At 31.9% G+C, this 19,159-nt stretch carries 13 protein-coding genes and 1 CRISPR repeat array; of the genes, 7 read left to right on the forward strand and 6 right to left on the reverse strand.

All coding sequences use genetic code 11. The features are described from left to right. Nucleotides 1-176: 176 nt before the first annotated feature. The 3 genes from ACYQZV_RS06110 to ACYQZV_RS06120 form a co-directional block, all read right to left on the reverse strand. Entirely contained in the window at nt 177-1,226 is a 1,050-nt protein-coding gene (locus ACYQZV_RS06110; protein WP_459894059.1) for an HNH endonuclease family protein, read from the reverse strand. Continuing rightward, complete coding sequence (locus ACYQZV_RS06115; RefSeq protein WP_459894060.1) at nt 1,223-3,310, reverse strand: AAA family ATPase; 2,088 nt, start codon at nt 3,308-3,310, stop codon at nt 1,223-1,225. The genes ACYQZV_RS06110 and ACYQZV_RS06115 overlap by 4 nt, the downstream gene beginning before the upstream one ends. Before the next feature lie 681 nt (nt 3,311-3,991). After that, the gene (locus ACYQZV_RS06120) at nt 3,992-4,348 is read right to left on the reverse strand and encodes a hypothetical protein (RefSeq protein ID WP_459894061.1); all 357 of its coding nucleotides are present in this window, start codon (nt 4,346-4,348) and stop codon (nt 3,992-3,994) included. 1,293 nt (nt 4,349-5,641) lie between these two features. On the opposite strand from ACYQZV_RS06120, the gene ACYQZV_RS06125 reads away from it, so the two are divergent. Further along, nucleotides 5,642-6,385: a hypothetical protein gene (locus ACYQZV_RS06125; RefSeq protein ID WP_459894062.1), complete on the forward strand. Its 744-nt coding sequence runs from the start codon at nt 5,642-5,644 to the stop codon at nt 6,383-6,385. Nucleotides 6,386-6,756: 371 nt separating this feature from the next. Here ACYQZV_RS06125 and ACYQZV_RS06130 read toward each other — a convergent pair whose 3' ends face one another. The 3 genes from ACYQZV_RS06130 to ACYQZV_RS06140 form a co-directional block, all read right to left on the reverse strand. Beyond that, a complete protein-coding gene (locus tag ACYQZV_RS06130; protein ID WP_459894063.1) occupies nt 6,757-7,302 on the reverse strand; it encodes a Holliday junction resolvase-like protein in 546 nt (181 codons plus the stop codon). Nucleotides 7,303-7,779: 477 nt separating this feature from the next. Continuing rightward, complete coding sequence (locus ACYQZV_RS06135) at nt 7,780-8,667, reverse strand: hypothetical protein (protein WP_459894064.1); 888 nt, start codon at nt 8,665-8,667, stop codon at nt 7,780-7,782. 21 nt (nt 8,668-8,688) lie between these two features. Beyond that, nucleotides 8,689-10,494 carry a CHC2 zinc finger domain-containing protein gene (locus ACYQZV_RS06140; protein ID WP_459894065.1) on the reverse strand — a complete coding sequence of 602 codons (1,806 nt, stop codon included), beginning with the start codon at nt 10,492-10,494 and terminating at the stop codon, nt 8,689-8,691. 310 nt (nt 10,495-10,804) lie between these two features. Here ACYQZV_RS06140 and ACYQZV_RS06145 point away from each other — a divergent pair, with 310 nt between their 5' ends. From ACYQZV_RS06145 to cas7b, 6 genes are all read left to right on the forward strand, one after another. Next, a complete protein-coding gene (locus ACYQZV_RS06145; RefSeq protein WP_459894066.1) occupies nt 10,805-11,497 on the forward strand; it encodes a hypothetical protein in 693 nt (230 codons plus the stop codon). A 42-nt stretch (nt 11,498-11,539) separates the two neighbouring features. Then, nucleotides 11,540-12,568 (forward strand): tyrosine-type recombinase/integrase, encoded by a 1,029-nt coding sequence (locus ACYQZV_RS06150; RefSeq protein WP_459894067.1) that lies wholly within the window; start codon nt 11,540-11,542, stop codon nt 12,566-12,568. A gap of 27 nt (nt 12,569-12,595) precedes the next feature. Then, nucleotides 12,596-13,114 (forward strand): hypothetical protein, encoded by a 519-nt coding sequence (locus ACYQZV_RS06155; RefSeq protein WP_459894068.1) that lies wholly within the window; start codon nt 12,596-12,598, stop codon nt 13,112-13,114. 772 nt (nt 13,115-13,886) lie between these two features. Continuing rightward, a CRISPR array of direct repeats spans nt 13,887-15,285; the repeat unit is 29 nt; unit sequence GTTGGTAATCTGCCTTATGGAATTGAAAC. Between the two features lie 427 nt (nt 15,286-15,712). Next, nucleotides 15,713-16,465, forward strand: coding sequence for a CRISPR-associated endoribonuclease Cas6 (gene cas6, locus ACYQZV_RS06160; RefSeq protein ID WP_459894069.1), 753 nt, complete (start codon nt 15,713-15,715; stop codon nt 16,463-16,465). After that, entirely contained in the window at nt 16,462-18,213 is a 1,752-nt protein-coding gene (locus tag ACYQZV_RS06165; RefSeq protein ID WP_459894070.1) for a TIGR02556 family CRISPR-associated protein, read from the forward strand. Before cas6 ends, ACYQZV_RS06165 begins: the two co-directional genes overlap by 4 nt. After that, a complete protein-coding gene (cas7b, locus tag ACYQZV_RS06170) occupies nt 18,197-19,159 on the forward strand; it encodes a type I-B CRISPR-associated protein Cas7/Csh2 (RefSeq protein WP_459894071.1) in 963 nt (320 codons plus the stop codon). Before ACYQZV_RS06165 ends, cas7b begins: the two co-directional genes overlap by 17 nt.

A 19,159-nucleotide genomic window follows, 5' to 3' on the forward strand; every position in this document is an offset into this window, starting at 1 on the left:
AGTCCCTATAAAAGATTGGCATATTATACAACAACAGCTCAAAATTCTCTATCCAGGTGTGCTATAATGTTTAGTAAGAGAGTTTACACAAAGTATGAGACACTCCCTCTGATTAACTTAGTTATTGGACTTTTGTGCTTTTTGGTGAGATTTTTTTAAGTTTTGAGGTTTTTGTATTAGTTCAGTAAACTTAATTTCTCACTAGAGATATCTAATTCCATATATATATCGTATATTAGCTTTGATAATGGTCTTTTAAGAAATTCACTCTCTGTAGTTGGAAAATAATTGCAATATAACAATCTATATTTATCTTCAAGATTTAGCAAATTATCATCTATCTTGATTTTAGCCTCGTTTATTAATTTAGTTTTTAATATTATTTCTGCTACAACATCCTTGTGATATTGATATCTTTCTTTAAGAAGGAAAATACGCCTATTTTCCTCTATTGAATTTTTAAAATCTATCTCTATATTATCTTCTATATTTGTTAGTTTAATACTAGTTAATGCATTTAAATAGATGTCGGTAATAAAAGTAAATTTAAAATCGTTATAACTATCAATCTGAAATGGCGATTTTAATTCATCGTTATAGTTATTACTCTTTTTCTTGTTACATATACTACAAGATGGAATTAAGTTACCTAAACTTATAGCAAAAATAGGAAATTTAGATTTAGGCAAAAAGTGATCTAATTCTGGTCTTAGTTTAATATTATTATTTTCCATTTCTTCTATAGTGTAAGTATATTGCTCGTTGCAGTATGGGCAAACTCTGGCATCCAAAATTTTAGTTAAAGTATAACCTATTCCATCTTTACCGATTTTATTTTCATAGATTTTATCAAATTCTTTTCTAAGCTTTTTCATTAAAAATTTATATATGTTTTTATCAATACTTTGTAGTTCATTCAAAAGATTTTCGATCTCTCTATAGAATGTCAACAAGCTTTTTATGTCACCTGTCAAAATAACTGTTAAGTTATTCAATATACTTTCAATGATTTTTGTTATTATATTAATTTTCATTTGTCTTTTTGTTAATATTTTTTTTCTTTTGATAATTTTCAATATAAGTATTTCTAAATTTCTTATTTCGTACTCGAGATTACTTGGCTCACTATTACTGAAGTATTTTTCGTTTTTTATCCCTTTTGCAAAAAAATTATAATAAGCTTCTTTAAATTCTTCCGTATACTTTCTAAAGTCAATATTAATCATTTTTTATTTTTAAATTTACCTTTGTAGAAATCTTTATTTTTTACTATATCTAACAGTTTAGATTGTATTATTTTATCGCCTATCATAGATATTAAATTTTTAAATTCTTCTTCATCTTTCGTGCTTAGGCTTCCTTCATTTACTAGCTCTAGAAAATGCTTTAATTTTTGATTTATATATTCTCCCACACCCTTTTCCATAAAGAAACTATCAGTTAACAAATAATAGATATTTTGGGCTAGCGTATCTGATATTTCATCGTGAGGTTTGACTTTAGCTTCATTATCTTTCGTCTCTAAATTATATTTCATCTCTAAAAATACGCAGTTATCTTTTGGAATGTCTGAAATTACGAATGGCGAATGAGTGGATATGATAATATGGAAATCTTTATCTTCAAATTGTTTTAAGAATTTCGTTATAAGAAATATTAATAATCTTTGCCATTCTGGATGCAAATAAGCATCTGGCTCATCTAACAATAAAAGCATATTCTTTGTATCTTTATTTTCATGTATAAACTTTTCTATGTTTGTAAACAAGTTTATCAAGCGTTTCTGTCCAGAAGATAGAGGTGGATATGTAGATATATACAAAAACATAGGTTCTCCTAGGGAAATGTCTCTTATTAATGATGATACTTCTTTAAATAGTTGATATATTTCTATGATTGTATTTTTTTCTTCATTGCTTCCGTCTATTTTCAATAATCTTCCTATCGCAAAATCTATTGCATTAGTTGTAAGAAAAAGTTGACCATCTATTTTTTCTCTTAAAAATTCATATTTTTTTATTATTTGTTCTAAATTATCTACAATTTTATCTATTTTCTCAAGAAACTCTTTTAGTAAAGTATAATGAATTTCTACTTTATTACCATTTTCTTCTTTAATAATTTTAATCTCTTGCTTTAGCTCTAATATAAGATTATCTAAAATATCAGCTATAGAGTCTTCATCAAGCTCATTATCTTTATCTTCTATTTTTTTATAGGTTTTTCTAATTATACCATTTATATGTCTCAAGACCTTAACTTCAGTAGAATCCTTTTTATCTTTAATAGAGTTTTTAGAATTGAAATCTCTATATAGCGTATATATATAATAGATTATTGATTTTAATTCTATGATTGGTTTTAACTTTTTAATACTAGATATAAATCCTCCTTCTTTAACTCCTAGCTTTTCCATTAGTATATTTTGTATAAACTCTAGTTTTCCTGAAAGTTTGCCTAAACTTGTGAAATTTACTATATTTAAAATAACCGAATCTGGTATTTTTATATTCTCATCAATACTGTCTAGTTCCTGCCAAAACTGAATTTGGCTAAAAAAATTTACAAACACATCATGATTTAATCTAGATATTGCAATTTTAAATTTACTTAAACAAGAAAACTCTTTGTATGAGCTTTCTAATTTTTCTAATCTTTCATATAAATCCTGAGCATATGAATAAAAACTATCTTCACAAGGTCTATAAGAATCTCTGCTTTCGTTAGATAAGTCTATTAAAGTAAACTTATCAAAATCAGAAGTAAGATAGTACAAAGATAGGTTATGAACTTGTTTGAAGTAATTTCTAAAATCATTTTCAAAGTGTATCAATTCTTTATAGTTGAAAAGGGAAGATTTGTAATCAGGTAACTTTATGTTTATTTCCAGACTTTCTATAGGTTGATTTGCAGAATTAAATTGATTTAATTGAATTACATGTTTATTAGGATTATCTACTTCATTAGGATTATCTACTTTCGCTCCAAATATAATCAATTCCTTTTTATCAATATCTTCAAACAAAGCAAAATAAGACTTCAAAAGATATTTTTCTCTTGAAATACCAAAATGAAATAAATCAAATACGCTACTTTTTCCTACGCCATTTTTACCCACTATTAGAGAGATAAATTGATTTTTGGGGAAATAGTTATTTATATTCCTAATATTTTTCTTTATTCTTAATGTTCCAGTTCTATTTTTTTCTTTGCTTAACTCAAAACTAAATTGAAAATTTGGATTAAAATTAATACCTATGTTATTGAAAACTCTATATCTTTCAATCCATAAATAAGATAATATAATCATACATAAGATATTATACTATAAACCTATTGAGAAATTAATCATATAGTACTACCTCACCAATCCTGAAAAAGCTAAATCCTACAAGTATGCCACAGCTGTTTGTCTTTGGGCTTTATCTTCTTTTTTAGTATATGCATTGATATTTTAACAGCCTTTATAGCCTTTGTCTACCATCAATGAAAACTAACCCTGATGCTATTCATTCATCTATAATCTTTGATTTTCTACCAGCATTAGGTTTATCAGAGTATTTACAAAAATATGTGCTTTAAATACAATTGGAAAATAGTCAATGCAATTTCAATATAAGACGATATAAATAAATACGAGCTTTTTTAACTGAGTATACAAAAAATGCTATTACTATCATACTAGAGAAAATGAATCCAAATAAATATTTGAAAGACATGATTTGATGCTCGCTTTTATACCATAAAGCTGATATAGAAATACCAAGAGAGGATAAGGCTATAGATAAGGATACATAAGAGCTGTTTCTATTGAAGGATTTATAACTAAGCTATATTTCTTTGTATTAGCTCTTCAAGTCAAGATATGTTTTAGGAGTTTGGGATTTAAAATTTGAATTGGAAATTAGGGTTATAATTTAATTTTTTATTTTGTCAATTATAATCCATAAGCTTGTGTTTTGTCTGACTAACTAATCATAAAAGCCTGACACTAATCCCTTCTATCCCAGTTATCTATTCCAAGCACCACTTTTTTGTAATAATATTGGGCTGAAAAACCATAAACCATCAAAACAGCACAAAAACATATCATAAATATTTGATCGTTTTTATGCCCAAGCCAAGGTTTTGTTATAAACATAGAACAAGAAGCTACGATAGAAGCCACCAAATCTGGCAATATCCCTTTTCCATTTAGTCTAATATATGTAAAGTTCCATTGCCAACGCCACATGATCAGTATCAACCATCCCCAGACAAAGAAAACAAACAAGTTAGTCCATATAGACCAATTTGATATATATGTGGTATGCCTTAGCCCCTCATACGCTCCTTCAAAACCTATCATTATAAAACCTTCATATGATTTTAGCATAAGTTTTACATAGAAAAAGCGTAAAAATTTTTTAAGTTGTACAAGTTCACATAGACTATGAACACTTACATCTGTTAAAATTTCTACATATTTTATTTGAAGGAGGTAGATATATGATTGATTTATATCATGTTTATGTAGTGATTATCACATTAGAAAGGGGGTGACAAGTATACCACGGTTTACCATAAGAAGACAATATGAGGTAGATGTAATAAGAGTAAGGACAGAAAATCCTGCTTGGGAGATTTCTTTGGACACAAATATTAGGGGGTTATTCCTAACTATTCAAAAAACTGAAATATTAGTAAATATATACTATTGCATAATCAACTCAAATATACTTAGCTATATTATTTTACTTATGCCTATACTAAACTATATATTCCTATACATGAGAATTATCATGTATGGTTTTGATAGCAAACTATGTTTTTAGAAAACCAAGATTTATCAATGGTTTACGGGTTCCTAACCAAACCTAACTTTTTTATTTTTTGTTCCTAACTTTTTATTTTCAAAAATGGTTAGGCGTTTTGCCCTTGTCTGTCAATGGTTCTAACCTTCTAACCATTCTAACCGCATTTTTAAGTATATATAGGAAAAAATTTTTAGTGGGGGGGTATCCCCCTCTCTTATTTTTATTTTTTTTCTATAATACCTCAAAAAATTGTTAGAATGTTAGAATGCTAGAATGCTTGTCTATCAATGGATATCTTCCTAACCATTTTAAAGAGTAAAAAGTTAGAAAGTTAGGATTTTTGGTTAGGATTTTGTTAGGTAAACGCGTGCAAATCCTCATATATACCTTGATATATCTGGATTTTCGCTAAAATGATAGGGTAGGGGTATGGTATAGGGTAGGAGAGGGTACCCCCCCTCTTAGCCATCACACCAGGGGGTAGGGGGATACCCTCTCCAAAAACCAACTCCCTTGTCTATTAAGGCTTTCCAGCAGGTAGGGTAGTGGGTGGATATTAATGGGGCATTCATGGGGCATTCATGGGGCATTCATGGGGCATTCATGGGACGTTCAAGTGGGATTTTGTTATATGTAAATAGTCTACCGATTTTCAGTTTAACTTAATAAATTATTAACTTATCAAGTTATTAACTTAATAAATTATTAACTACCAAGCATTGTTCATATAACCGGAAAAATCAATATACTAAATCGCTCACAAAGATATAAGTTGCTAATAAATATGTTATTGGTAAAGAAAACTTTTTGTGATAAAATTGGATAATAATTATTGGGAGGTTTCTATGAGAAAAGTTCTTTTGAGCTTATTTATAGTCTCTGGTTTGTCTTTAGCTATAAGTTTGCATCTTAGAACAGCTGAGGGTATTTATGGTGTGACTACTTATCCAGTGACATTTTCAAAAAATAAAAATGCTTATGTTTGTATAGAATATAATAAACCTTATTTGAAAGGTTTTAAACCTGTAGTCATCAATAGTAGCTATTACAATGGTGGCTACAATAATCATGGAAGATTGTATATTTATGTTTATGAAGGCTACAAGCCATATAGCCTTTGTAATATTGAAAACGGTTTTAAGATGAAATTAACATATGAGGGGATAAAAAATCTTAATGGATATAAGATAATAAACCTTGGTGTCAATAGGATAGGAGACGTCTACAAGCATTATCATAAGTCAAACATATTGTTAATTTATAAGAACAACAAAGAGATAGCTCAAATAAATACTCTAACACCACTACAAAGTTTAAAAATAATTGACAACAAGATATACATTAACCAGTTGAAAACGCCAGAAGACCAAATAAATAATTATTGCTTCTATCTTAATAGAACAAGTGAAATAGACTATGGAAGTAATGACAACAATTTTGCCTTCGAAACTTTAAAATCATGTATGCATAATAAGGCAATAGAAAATGCTTACTGGAACGGTAAGATTAAACAAGAAAACCCTTATCAACCTCCTGTTACAGGCTTAATACCACCATTCTACATACAAAACTTTTACGTTAATAAGTAGGTTTTCTGTGTCTCGGATGATGAATGCCTGTTTGTGAATATTGTATAACATCTTAAAACATGGTTTAGTCTTATTAGCCATCATGAAGTTAAATCTTTAGGTTAAAAGCTAGGATAATTCTATAGTTTAAGAAACTTATAAATCTTTTTGAGGTATAGGAGAAAAAGGATGTGAAAATGTCATTCGTATCCACTAATAAGGAAGATAAAGCCCGAAGACAAAATATAGAGACTAAATTCTAAAGAATAAACCAATTTAATGCTCTAAGTAAGGTGGCGGAAAGGGATAACGATTCTTGCTTATTTGTATGCTTATATGATAAACCGTGTTATACTTGTACGATTTAGCTTTTTAGGACTATTAAGATAGAATCATGTGGTTAGCTTCTCATTCGAGGTATTATTTTTCATGACTTCTAACGTATTTATAGTTATCCATTTCATTCTGCCTTTATTAAGTGCATCTTGTATTGCCTTTTCTCTTTCTGTAAGTCTTGTAGTTTTACCAGTTTTAACTTCTATAAAAATTATTTCAATATTTTCATAATTTTGCTCTTCTAATCCTTTGAAAGCTATAAAATCTATTGGAGTGCCTATAAACCTAATATCTTTTGGATTAATACCATATTCTTCAAAAATTAACAAGGGTGCCAAATGCTCTCCAACTTTTCCGATAATAACAGAACTTGATTTTTTAATGGCATCCTGCCTTATATTTTTCTCATTTTCCATAATCCATCTATCAAGTTTATTTTTATATTCTTGTTCTAATATGCTCCTTAACTCCGATTCTAACCTTATCCTATCTTGCCTTTTATACTCATCAATTTTGGTATTAAATTTCATATTAAGATAAATAAGAGCTATAGCCATAACAATAAATAGGATTAAAATAAACAAAACTAAATTTGAGCTCATAATTATATTATATGTCAACTTTGTTTTGCATACGTTTCATATCTGATGTAATGCCTTTGCATTGCTTTACCGTGAGGAATTTATCTGCCCCCTAGCCCACAACTCAAAGAGAAAAAATTCTTGCTTGCCCGCCCTACCATACTTAGGTCTTATCTTGTATTTTTTTTACAGGAATATATCTAGTGAGGGCTATACCATTATCTTGCTATCTATTAGTGATTACAGTTTTTTTCTTTTTCGAAATATAGGGCGTTCCCTTTTAGGGAACGCCCTACTTAAGTGTACTTAAGTACACTTAAGGTACAAAAAATAGTGTGAATATTCTGAAACCATTATCCTGTATTGCTAAAAATTTGAGTAAATATTGACTGGCGTCATCAGTCCAACAATTTGCGTCGTTAGTCCAACTGTTTGCGTCATCAGTCCAACAAATTTTTTCTTGTTTATAACTTTTTAGCTCATAAGAAAGCTTCTATTTTAACAATGGTTATTCTGGCTTTTTATCGCTTTTTTATCGCTCTTGTTTCTAACAAATATAAAATACGTATCATTTTGTCTTTTCTCCTCATGCCAACTTTTGAGAAAGGAAATTTTAACAAGCTCATTAAACGCTTTTCTTATATCTCTTAATGTAGTGCGGTTTTTCTCTTGAGTATACATATTGAGTTGTTTCCTCAAAAAAGACAATGAAAATGAGTTTGCGTTTTTCTGGGTCATTAGAAAGAATACGAGAAATGTAGCTGTTCTTGACTTAGTTTTTTGAATGTAATCATTGTTGATATACAAAGCTTCTTTGTGCTCAAACATCATAAGCAATGCTCCAAAAAATGTTAATTCTAACGTATACTTTTTTGAGCCATCCTTCTCTGAGTTATCTTTTGTAATTCTTATAAATGGTAGTGGCATCATAGAAAATGCGGTCTCTTTATTCATTTTCTTGTCTATTATCTTTCCTTCTATAGATAATGTTTTTAGTCTTCTTAGGCTTTCTAATATTGCTTTATAAGTTTTACCACCTATACTATTTCTACTCAAAAGCATATATTCAGTAGCAAATTTATACAAGTCAATAGAAAACGTAAATGTCATATCGTAAAACTCTTTCACCACTTGGATATCTATCTCTCCTGATAAAAGCACTTGTATATCTTGTTTACTGGCAAAAGTTTCTCTGCAGTCATATAGACTGGTTAGAAATGCGGCTAAAACCTTAAAATCAAAGGCATTAATCGTTTCCTGTGCGCTGATAATCCATTCTCCTAAGCTATTATTCACTGTGTTGTTAAAAGCAGGTGTCCGCTTTTTAGTAGGTATCCCTAAAATTGCTTTTGACATTACTTTTCCTACTCTAAAAATCTTGCTCATACTATTACCCCATGTCAATATTTATAAAGCGATGTCTATGCAAGCACTTATGTTATTGTGTTTTTCAGCTTTCGCCTTTCTCTTATTCTCCTTCCTATCTTCATATTCGTTTACAAACTTTTTAGCTCTTTCTGGTGGACTGCAGAAATCATATATAGGCCCCTTCTCAAACTCGTAAAAGTAAATCAAATCATTACTAAACACATCTCCCTTGCTCTCAGAAAGCCATATCTGACTCATTCGCGGTATATCTTCGGTAAACATCTCTATCATAAAGTCTCTTGTGTTTGGTAAATAAGAGTTTTTGACATTCCAAATTTCAATAGCCAAAGGTATTGCTTGAGACCTTCTTAAGAACCAAATGAATCTTGCATTAGAATGCAAAGCGGATGCTCCTCTTATAAGGTCAAGCATATCGTATTTCGTTTTTATCACTTCCCCTTTCTGTCGCTTTCTTACATGGTGAGATAAGAAGATGTTAACATTATGGGTAGCACAAAGCTTATTTAATTCAAACATCATCTTTGATACCTCTGTATTGTCCTTTTCATCTTCCAGAAGGGCACTTATAGGGTCAACGATTATAATTTCATAGCCAAAATTAACGTATTCTTGGATAAGTCCAAAAAGGTTTGTTATACTTAACTCAAAAAGGCTTTCAAAAGTATCTAACATAAAGGGTTTGGTCTGATTCACTGGCTCTTCTTTATTTACTCTTTTAACTCTTTTCCTAACAAGCCTTTGTAAACGATGCTCCAAGATGTGAATAGGGTCTTCCAAAGATAGATATACCACTGAGTATTTTTCTATCCATCTTAGCATGTTCCACATGAGAAAAAAGCCTTTTCCAACGCTTCCCATTCCTGCCACTAAGCCTAATACCCCTTTTGGTATGTTGTAGAGTTCATCTATTTTCTCTACCGGTGGTAGTTGTTTAACTTTGTATTCGTTCACATTTGTAATAACAATCTTTTGATATATGGTCTTAGAGAAAAGAAAAGCCTCTTCTATACTATGTCCTTCTTCTAAGAAGTCTGCTATGTCATATCCTTTCTCTTTGTCTTGAAAACTTACCAAATCTACCTGAGATGCGTATCTTTTTACATAATTCACTATTTTTTGTGCCTTATTCTGGCCTGTTTCATCGTTATCCTCAAAAACTATTACTTTCTTTCCCAGTAGCCAATCATCTATTTGAGAGTTGACTATTTCCTGTTCTGGGCTTGAGGAATAAGAGAGTATAAGTATGTCTAATCTTGAGTCAGTAGCTTCCAAAAGGGCATCTCTACATTTCTCTCCTTCGCAAAACCAAATTTCTGATATATCATTTGGACTTAATACGGTTAAGGACAGAAGGTCATAGAGCACTTGTCTTCTATCGTCAGACTTCCAGTCAATTGAGAATTTTTTAGAGTTATCATCGTATTCATAGCGTATTTTGTCATACACATGCTTACCAGCTCTGTCATAGTAATGATATACAATAGAGTTCACGATAGTTTTTTGTTTTTGGCTGGTTTTTAGCTCAGGTGAGTTCCTTCTACTCTTCTCAAGAGCATCTTTTTTCCAGTTCTCTACTTTCTTCTTTTGCTCTTTTTTGAGCTCTCTTGGTATTCTCTTTTTCCACTCCTCATCTCCCATTCGGTCAGCAAATTGATAAGCGTTTCCCTTTTCTCCACATGCAAAGCATTGCCATAAGCCTGTGGACGCATTAAAAGAAAAGGATGGGTGATGATCATCGTGAAATGGACAAAGTGCTGTATAATTATCTTCACTTCCTTTCTTTACCCTTTGTAAGTATTTGTCAAATAAATCAAAGTAATTCATACTAATCTCAAAAGTAAATACTTTTAATATTATGCATGCATATTGACAATATTTCAATAAGAAAAATCATCATATCTAGCTTGATATATATGAATAGTTATATAAGGTACTGATAGATTTTGTGATAGATTTTGTTTTTCTATTAAAGTTAAGCAAGTTAATAAAAAGCAAAATCTTACTATCTATAGTAGATGATACCCAAGTTGATATTAATAAATTTTCCTTTGTCAAATTACAATCATATTGACAAAATTGAAATAATTTGGTATATTATTTATGTATTATCAATTAGTGTGGAAAGGAGGTATGTATGCCAGTAGTGAAAATCTCAGATTGCTCTAACTATTTTGGTAGGATAGCCTACCTGGCCGCTTGTGGGTACCCTAAAGACCTTGTGGAAGGTAGTTATAGAAAAGCCATCTTACCAAACCTTGGCAAAATAGACATGGACTATATTATCAACATGCTATTTGATTACGAGAGAAAGGTTTTGCAAAGAGAGAAAGCATCCATCAACGAATATCTAAAACATCTTCCACAGATAGAAGAACCGCTATTGATTTACGACAAAAAAGATGGCAAAGAGCATGTCTTTACTTGGGTTAAGCTCTCAGAGGTAGCCAACGAGGTAAAAAACGCCTTTGTGGATTATCTGAAAGAAAACTACTCTTTTAAGGATATAAACAGGCTAAAACTCTCATCTAAAAGAACAAAGAACAACGAGATAATGGCAGATATTTCATCGTATAGTTATCAACGCATCATGACCTTTGGAGTATTACCAGAAAGAACCTATAGTTCTTACTCAATGATAGTGGCTTTAATAACTAAGTGGCTCATTTTAGAGAATATTCTAAGGGGGGACAAAAACACAATACAAGCTTTCAACAAAGCTACAAGGATAATCTGTGAGATAGTCTCTGAGATGGTAGATGTGGATTACAAAGAACTATGGGATATCATCAACAAAGCTATGAATACAAGCTATAGCCTTGATTTTTAAGATTGACAATTTTATGATTAATAGGTATAATTTATCTATCCGATGGCAAGCATCTTCAAGCGTGGGAACACCTATTACATAGACTACATAGACAATACTGGAAAACGCATAAGAAAATCTCTTGGTACCTCTAACAAAAAGCTTGCGGAGATAAAAAGGGCGGAGATAGAAACAGAGCTTGCCAAGGGTAGGTTAGGCTTTGCCACTGACATAGAGTTATCTGAGTTTATCAAAAAGTATTTAGAGTATTCAAGGGTTAATAAGAGTAAAGAGACTTACAGAACTGACGAAAAAGCCTTGCAAAATCTTATTGATTACTTTGGCAACATTAGATTGTCTCAGATTACCATAGAAAAGCTTGAAGGATGGAAAATATGGCTAATAGATGCAAGAGGGCTATCTAAAACCACTGCCAACATAAGGATTAGACATGTAAAATCAGCTTTTTCAAAAGCTCTGGAATGGAAACACATTGAAATAAACCCAACAAACAAGTTAAAGCTATTTAAGACGCCAATAGGAAGACCAGACTTTATTACAGAAGAACAGATGAAAAGGTTTTTATCTTTTGTAGAAAATGAAACACAACAAGCTATGTTTATGTTATTATATCTTACTGGTATGCGGTTATCGGAAGCGGTAAACCTTACTTGGGATGATGTAAACTTTGAAGAGATGACCATAACCATAAGAAGCAAGAAAGATTGGCACACAAAGAACTATAAAGAGAGAGTAATACCGATACACTCAAAGCTATTGCCTTTCTTGGAACACTTAAAGAGTGAAAGCCCTAACAAAGTTATACCTTATGCAAAAAGAACGATAGAGGACATATTCAGCAAATACTCAAAACTCTCTGGTATAAAGATAACACCGCACTTGCTTAGGCATTCAATAGCAACCGCAATGGCATCTAAGGGAGTTTCACTGCAAGCTATCAAGGAGATATTGGGACATTCTGACTACTCAACCACTTTGATTTATGCTAAACTCGTTGACGACTACAAGAGAAAAGCGTTAGAAAGCGTAAACATTGAACTCAAGACAAACAAATTAGAAGATATAGATTAATAATTAGCGTCGTGGTATAATAAAACTATGAGGATATACAATAATTTCAAAGCGATATGTTTTTCTAGCGTCTTATTCTTTTCATTGCTTGGATTGTCATCTTGCGCTAATATAGCTAAAAGAAGGGAAGAATTTTTATCAATGTATAATAAAGCCAAAAAAGATGAGATAAATAAAGAATCTGAACAAAGAGAATCTGACTTAAAACAAGCCAAAGAATTGTGCCTCTCTCTTGGTTATAAGCCAAGAACAAGATTAATTTATAATTGCGTAGAAAATGAGTTTCAGACCTTACAATATAAAGATAGCATAAATAATTGCTCAGACCTTTATCATCGTTTAAAGTTTAAAGAATATTGCTATGACATGTTAAAGGGGATGCTAATTTTTAAAAGGCGTGTTCTTATTTCGAGATGTATAGTTAAGCAAATAAATAATTGTGAAAAACAGGCTAAGGAAATTTATCTAAGTAATAAAAATAATCAAGGCACAAAAATATATAAACACTTATACATTCATTATTATACTCACACCTACAATCACTAATATTGAGCTATATCACGACACAAATATGGCACAATAACAAATAAAGCCTTGATAGACAAAGAAAAGAAATATCTTGAAAGCTACTCGAAATCACCTGTGGGTTTTTGCCCACCGAGGGTTCGAATCCCTCTCTCTCCGTTTTAATCCTTTGAAACCTTCTTTGTGCGATTTGTGAGTTTATCATATGTAAGCGAATTCTTCATTTAAACACTTATCAAACTCTAATCCGTGGCAAACTTGCCCCCTTCATGTTACCGAATCGTGGTAGATTTGTGGGGCGCGGCATACTTGTGGGCCGTGGCATACTTGTCATCCCCTTTCTAATGTTATGTGAGTTCTAAACTTTTAACCATAAAAACTTACCTACTTCATGCATTGGTTTATAAAAAATTTTAACAAAGGCAAGTGTCCATAGTGTATGTGAACTTGTACAAAAACTTGTTTTTTTTAAAAATTTATGTTATAATAATCTGTAGTTTTAGTTGGCTTCAAAGCCAACGGCGTACTTCAACAGCTGAATATGGGGATAGCATTACTTTAAAGTGATATGATATATATCACCTTTGGGAAATTTTTGTGTTTACGAAAAATCAATGTTTTCCCCAGCTCTGTTATATATCATAAACACTAGATAATCATTGATAGAGAAAGCTTTCCAGCTATCTGTTCTATATCACCTTTCTTAGTAAATTTTTTACAAATAATATAATTTATATCATTGTATAAATGACTATGAAAGCTTATAATTTGATTATTGAAATCGGGTTGACGGGTTGGTAATCTGCCTTATGGAATTGAAACTCATTGTGATGCAGGAGAGAATCGCTCTAATACAATGTTGGTAATCTGCCTTATGGAATTGAAACTCTACAAGTTGAGTGCATACGAGTTTTTGTTTTATAGTTGGTAATCTGCCTTATGGAATTGAAACTAATCTTTATGAAAGATGCAGGTATATGCGAAATCGTTGGTAATCTGCCTTATGGAATTGAAACACATATACATAGATATTTGTATCAGTTGGTATAATGTTGGTAATCTGCCTTATGGAATTGAAACTAGATAGACTTAGGAAAAACTTAAGCTCTGAATACAGTTGGTAATCTGCCTTATGGAATTGAAACTAAAAGTAAGTTCTTTGGTTTAGGGTTCAAGCGGTTTGTTGGTAATCTGCCTTATGGAATTGAAACACTTACCTCCTTTGCCTTCTTCATCTTACTCCTCCGTTGGTAATCTGCCTTATGGAATTGAAACAGTATAATTATAAACAAAATTGAAAAAATAGAAATAGTTGGTAATCTGCCTTATGGAATTGAAACAAAGCCTTTTGTGGTAAGTGCAATGGTTTTAGGGTGTTGGTAATCTGCCTTATGGAATTGAAACTTGTATTAGCACAACTACTAAGAAAACCTAAGGTAGTTGGTAATCTGCCTTATGGAATTGAAACAAGCAAAATTTGTTCCTTGAGCAACTTTTAAATACGGGTTGGTAATCTGCCTTATGGAATTGAAACTAGATATACCTAATTCTATTATGCAGGAGGTGAAGTTGGTAATCTGCCTTATGGGATTGAAACTTGTGGTTATGTTGTATATACCTGAACATGTTTCGTTGGTAATCTGCCTTATGGGATTGAAACTGTAATTTGTGTGCCCAATCAGCTTCAGCTTCTGGGGTTGGTAATCTGCCTTATGGGATTGAAACTTTCTTGGGCGAGCTTATTTAAAAGCTCGTCTTGTTGGTAATCTGCCTTATGGGATTGAAACTAGAATTTCAATACCTTATAGGCACTATAAAAACAAGTTGGTAATCTGCCTTATGGGATTGAAACATTGCTAGACAAATGTTCTTCGTATTCTTGAAGAAGTTGGTAATCTGCCTTATGGGATTGAAACTCTTTTGCGGATAACGAACCAGCAGATGTCACCAAGTTGGTAATCTGCCTTATGGGATTGAAACAAGCTTCACTTGGACAACCGTTAGGATTGCTTGGTAATGTTAGAGTAGGTTGGTAATCTGCCTTATGGGATTGAAACACTAAGGCGAATAGAAGAGGAAATTAAACAAGGCAAAGTAAGAGTTGGTAATCTGCCTTATGGGATTGAAACTCTTCGAGTTCTTCCTTATACTCATAATAATCTGGTTGGTAATCTGCCTTATGGGATTGAAACGCTCTGAGATTTTTCAAATAGCCTCGGCTTTTTAACTTGACAAAAAATGCTTTTGTATAAGTCCATACACACTATTGACACTTAGCTTCGTTAACATTTTCTGTGAGCCAATACCTGAAAGCAGTAAGTTTTGATTGCCTCAATACCTAGACAAATATAACTTTGTAAGACCTCACTGTGCTCTAGGATACAGAACTCCTAGAGAAGTAGCTACAAGTCTGCCACGGTTCACAAGTCTGCCACGATTTACAAGTATACCACGGTCTATAGCGATAAAGTTATGAGGTTGGAGTAACAGTATGAAAATTTGGTATAATTTTTTTAAGTGTAAGTGTTAGCGTGTGGCATACTTATCACGATGTACAGCAACTCATACAAAGAGTGTACAAGTACAAATGTTATAATATCTCATAGGGAGGTATTTTTTTTGAGGCTTAAGATTACATTTTCAGCTTATAAAGAATACGTGAAGCTACCTATACATCACAATAAAATTGTTCAATCCATGCTTTATAAAAGTTTACCGGAAGAGCTCTCAAATTTCTTGCACAACCTAGGCTTTTACTACAACAACAGACATTTTAAGCTTTTCACATTTTCAAGGATTTTCTCAGAAAAATTTTATATTAATAAAAGCTCAAAAATCGGTTTTAAAAACACCACTAGCATATCTTACAAATCTCCTATACACCTGTATATATCTTCGAGTGTAAATTATATAGTAGAAAACTGGGGGCAATTTCTCATAAAGAAATCAGATGTCAGACTTTACAAAAATATTGTGTATATAGAAAGTATGGAAAGTGTTAGTTTTGAGGCTTTTAGAGAAGAGATGATCGTAAAAACCCTTTCGCCTATAACCGTGTATAGGACCTTTGAAAACGGTAGAAAATACTATAGATACTACGCTCCCATAGAAAAAGAGTTTGAAGAGCTCATAAGAGAAAATCTTAGAAAAAAATATAATCTCATAACCGGCAAAGATGTAAAAGAGTTTCCTATAAGTATAACCCCTATAAGTACTAAAAAAGTGCTTTTAAAGTATGAAAATTTTCCAATAGAAGCTTACGACGGCACCTTCAAAATAAAAACAGACCCTGAGATGTTTAAGGTAATCTACGATGCAGGTCTAGGAGCTAAAAACTCTCAGGGATTTGGCATGATAGAGGTAATAGGATGATAGAAAGTATTTTTAAACTTGGTAAAATGTTTGGAGAGAGCGTTGGTAAAAAAGACTACGATGATATAAAAGCTGAAAATGTTATAACGATTGACTTTGATGAAAATGGTAAATTTAGCAAGGTGGACCAGGAGAAATTTACTGAGGAAAAGCTACCAAAGTACTTTTATAAAAAAGCAAAAGGGTCAAATCCACCATCCCTTTCTCCTACTTTAAGCCTAAACAAAGATGTAAACAAAACGCTTGGAAATCTTAAGAAGGTTTTAAACAAGATGCTAGATACCTTTGAAGATTTGCATGATGAAGAAGGAATAACGCTTGTAAGCAATATACTAAAAGCCTTAGACCAAGAAGACTTGGAGAATATGATAAAAGAGCGCATATCAAAAGAAAGCGCTATCTTGACAATAAAAGTGGGGGGTAAGTATGTGGGGGATATAGATTCTTTCAAGAGTGCTATTTTAAACGTTGCTTCTGATGAAGGAAAAGAAAGCAAAAGTGTTGGGGTTTGTGCTTTTTGTTTACAAGAAAAAGAGATAAGCGGGAACATATCACCCTTTAAATTTTATACAATAGATAAACCAGGGTATGTAGCAGGTGGATTTGATAAAAAAGAAGCTTACAAGAACTTTCCAGTATGTTATGAGTGTAAGGATTATATAAAGATTGGAAGAGAAAAGATAGAAAACTCCTTGAAATTTTCAATATATGGAAACTTAACTTATTATATTATTCCGGATTTTGTAATTGAAGATGAATATGTTGAAAAAGAGGTCTTAAACATACTATTTAACCAAGATTTTAGAAACAACAAACTAACAAAATCACAACATCAAAAGTTAATGTCTAGCAATGAAGAGATTTTGGATTTGCTGATAGAAAGCAAGGATATTATGACATTAGACTTTTTGTTTTTGGAAAAGACCAACAACGCAGAGGTGATAAACCTTCACATTCAAGATATATATCCATCTCGCTTAAAAGAGCTTTTTGAAGCCAAAGAGAAAGTAGAAGCTGTGGTAGAAAAGCCATTTACTTACGCTGTGATGCATAAATTCTTTTCTAAGACCGATAAGAAGAAAAGGGACGAAGATTTAAGAAAGTACTTTTTAGAGCTTTTAGACAAAACTTTTAGGTCCGTGAGGGTAGATGGAGTATTTTTGATAAATTTCTTACTAAGACAAATAAGAGATGCTCTAAGCCCAGAGGATTTAAAGGAAAACATATATAAATACAAAGATGTCATAAAAGATGCTTACGGGGTGTTTTTATTTGTAAAACTAAGCACCAAGGAGGTAAAGATGGAAGATGTAAAAGAAAATCTGAGAGAAGAGGTCAAAGGCATCGAAGAGTTTGTAGAGAAATTACCAGCTCTTGATAACGCTACTAAAAAAGCCTTGTTTTTAATGGGTGTTTTAACAGAGTACATCCTAACAACTCAATATCTCAACGGTATGAAGGCGAAACCTTTTATGAAAAAGTTAAACGGCTTAAAAATGAACGCAAACGATATAAAAGGACTTTTGCCAGAGATTAGGAATAAACTTGAAGAGTACGGAGAATATGGACCAAACATAGCAAAGATATTTAGCTTAGCTTCTAATTATCTTGCAACAGAAAATGCTTTGCAAAAGATGAGCATAGAGGAACTAAACTTTTACTTTGCTTTAGGTATGGGCATGTATGACAGTGTTAAGGGAAAATTTATCTTTGTTAAAAAGGAGGAAAACAATGAAGAACAGACGTGAGTTTTTGTTTGTTTACGATGTGTCTTGGGCAAATCCAAACGGAGATCCTTTGGATGAAAATAAACCAAGAATTGATGAAGAAACAGGCATAAACTATGTTACAGATGTTAGGCTGAAAAGAACCATAAGAGACCAGCTTGTCGATATGGGTTATGAGGTGTTTATAAGAGAAGAAAGAAAAGAAGACGGCAAGCTCTCAAGCAAAGAGGATATATTTTCTAAATACGAAAACGATTACGCCAAGGTTTTAGAAAAGTGTATAGATATAAGGCTTTTTGGTGGGACTTTTGCTCTTAAAAGCGTTAAAAAATCAAAGGGAAAAACTAACGAATCGGAAGGACAGGACAATGAGGAAACTAAACAAACAGCATCCTTTACTGGTCCTGTGCAGTTTAAATTTGGCAAGTCTCTAAATAGAGTTAAGATGGAGCTAGTGAAGGGAACTACTGTGATGCCTTCTGGTGAGGGTAAAGGGCAAGGAACAATGACGGAGGTTTATGTATTACCTTATTCTCTTATAGTATTTTACGGTATTGCCAATGAAAAAGCAGCCAAAGATACTAATTTGAAGGATGAGGATATAGAGGATATGCTAAAAGCTATGTGGTTGGGGCATAAGAGCTCAACGGACGTAATATCTAGGTCTAAATTTGGACACAGCCCTAGGCTTTTAATAGAGATAATCTATAAAGAAAACACTCTTACCCATATAGGCGAGCTTGACAAGCTTTTAAGCTTTAAATCTGACAAAAGAGATGAAGAGATACGAGATATAGAGGAGTTAGAGTTAGATTTGTCAAAGTTAAAAGATAAGATAGCAAAGTACAAGGATAAGATAGAAAAAGTAAGGTTTTCCATAGACGATAGGGTAAAGTTTTCCATGCCCATAGAGTCTTTATTTGAAGGCGTGGCATATGAACAATTTCCTTGGGTAAAAGAGGTGTGA

The organism is Hydrogenobaculum acidophilum, assembly GCF_054656715.1.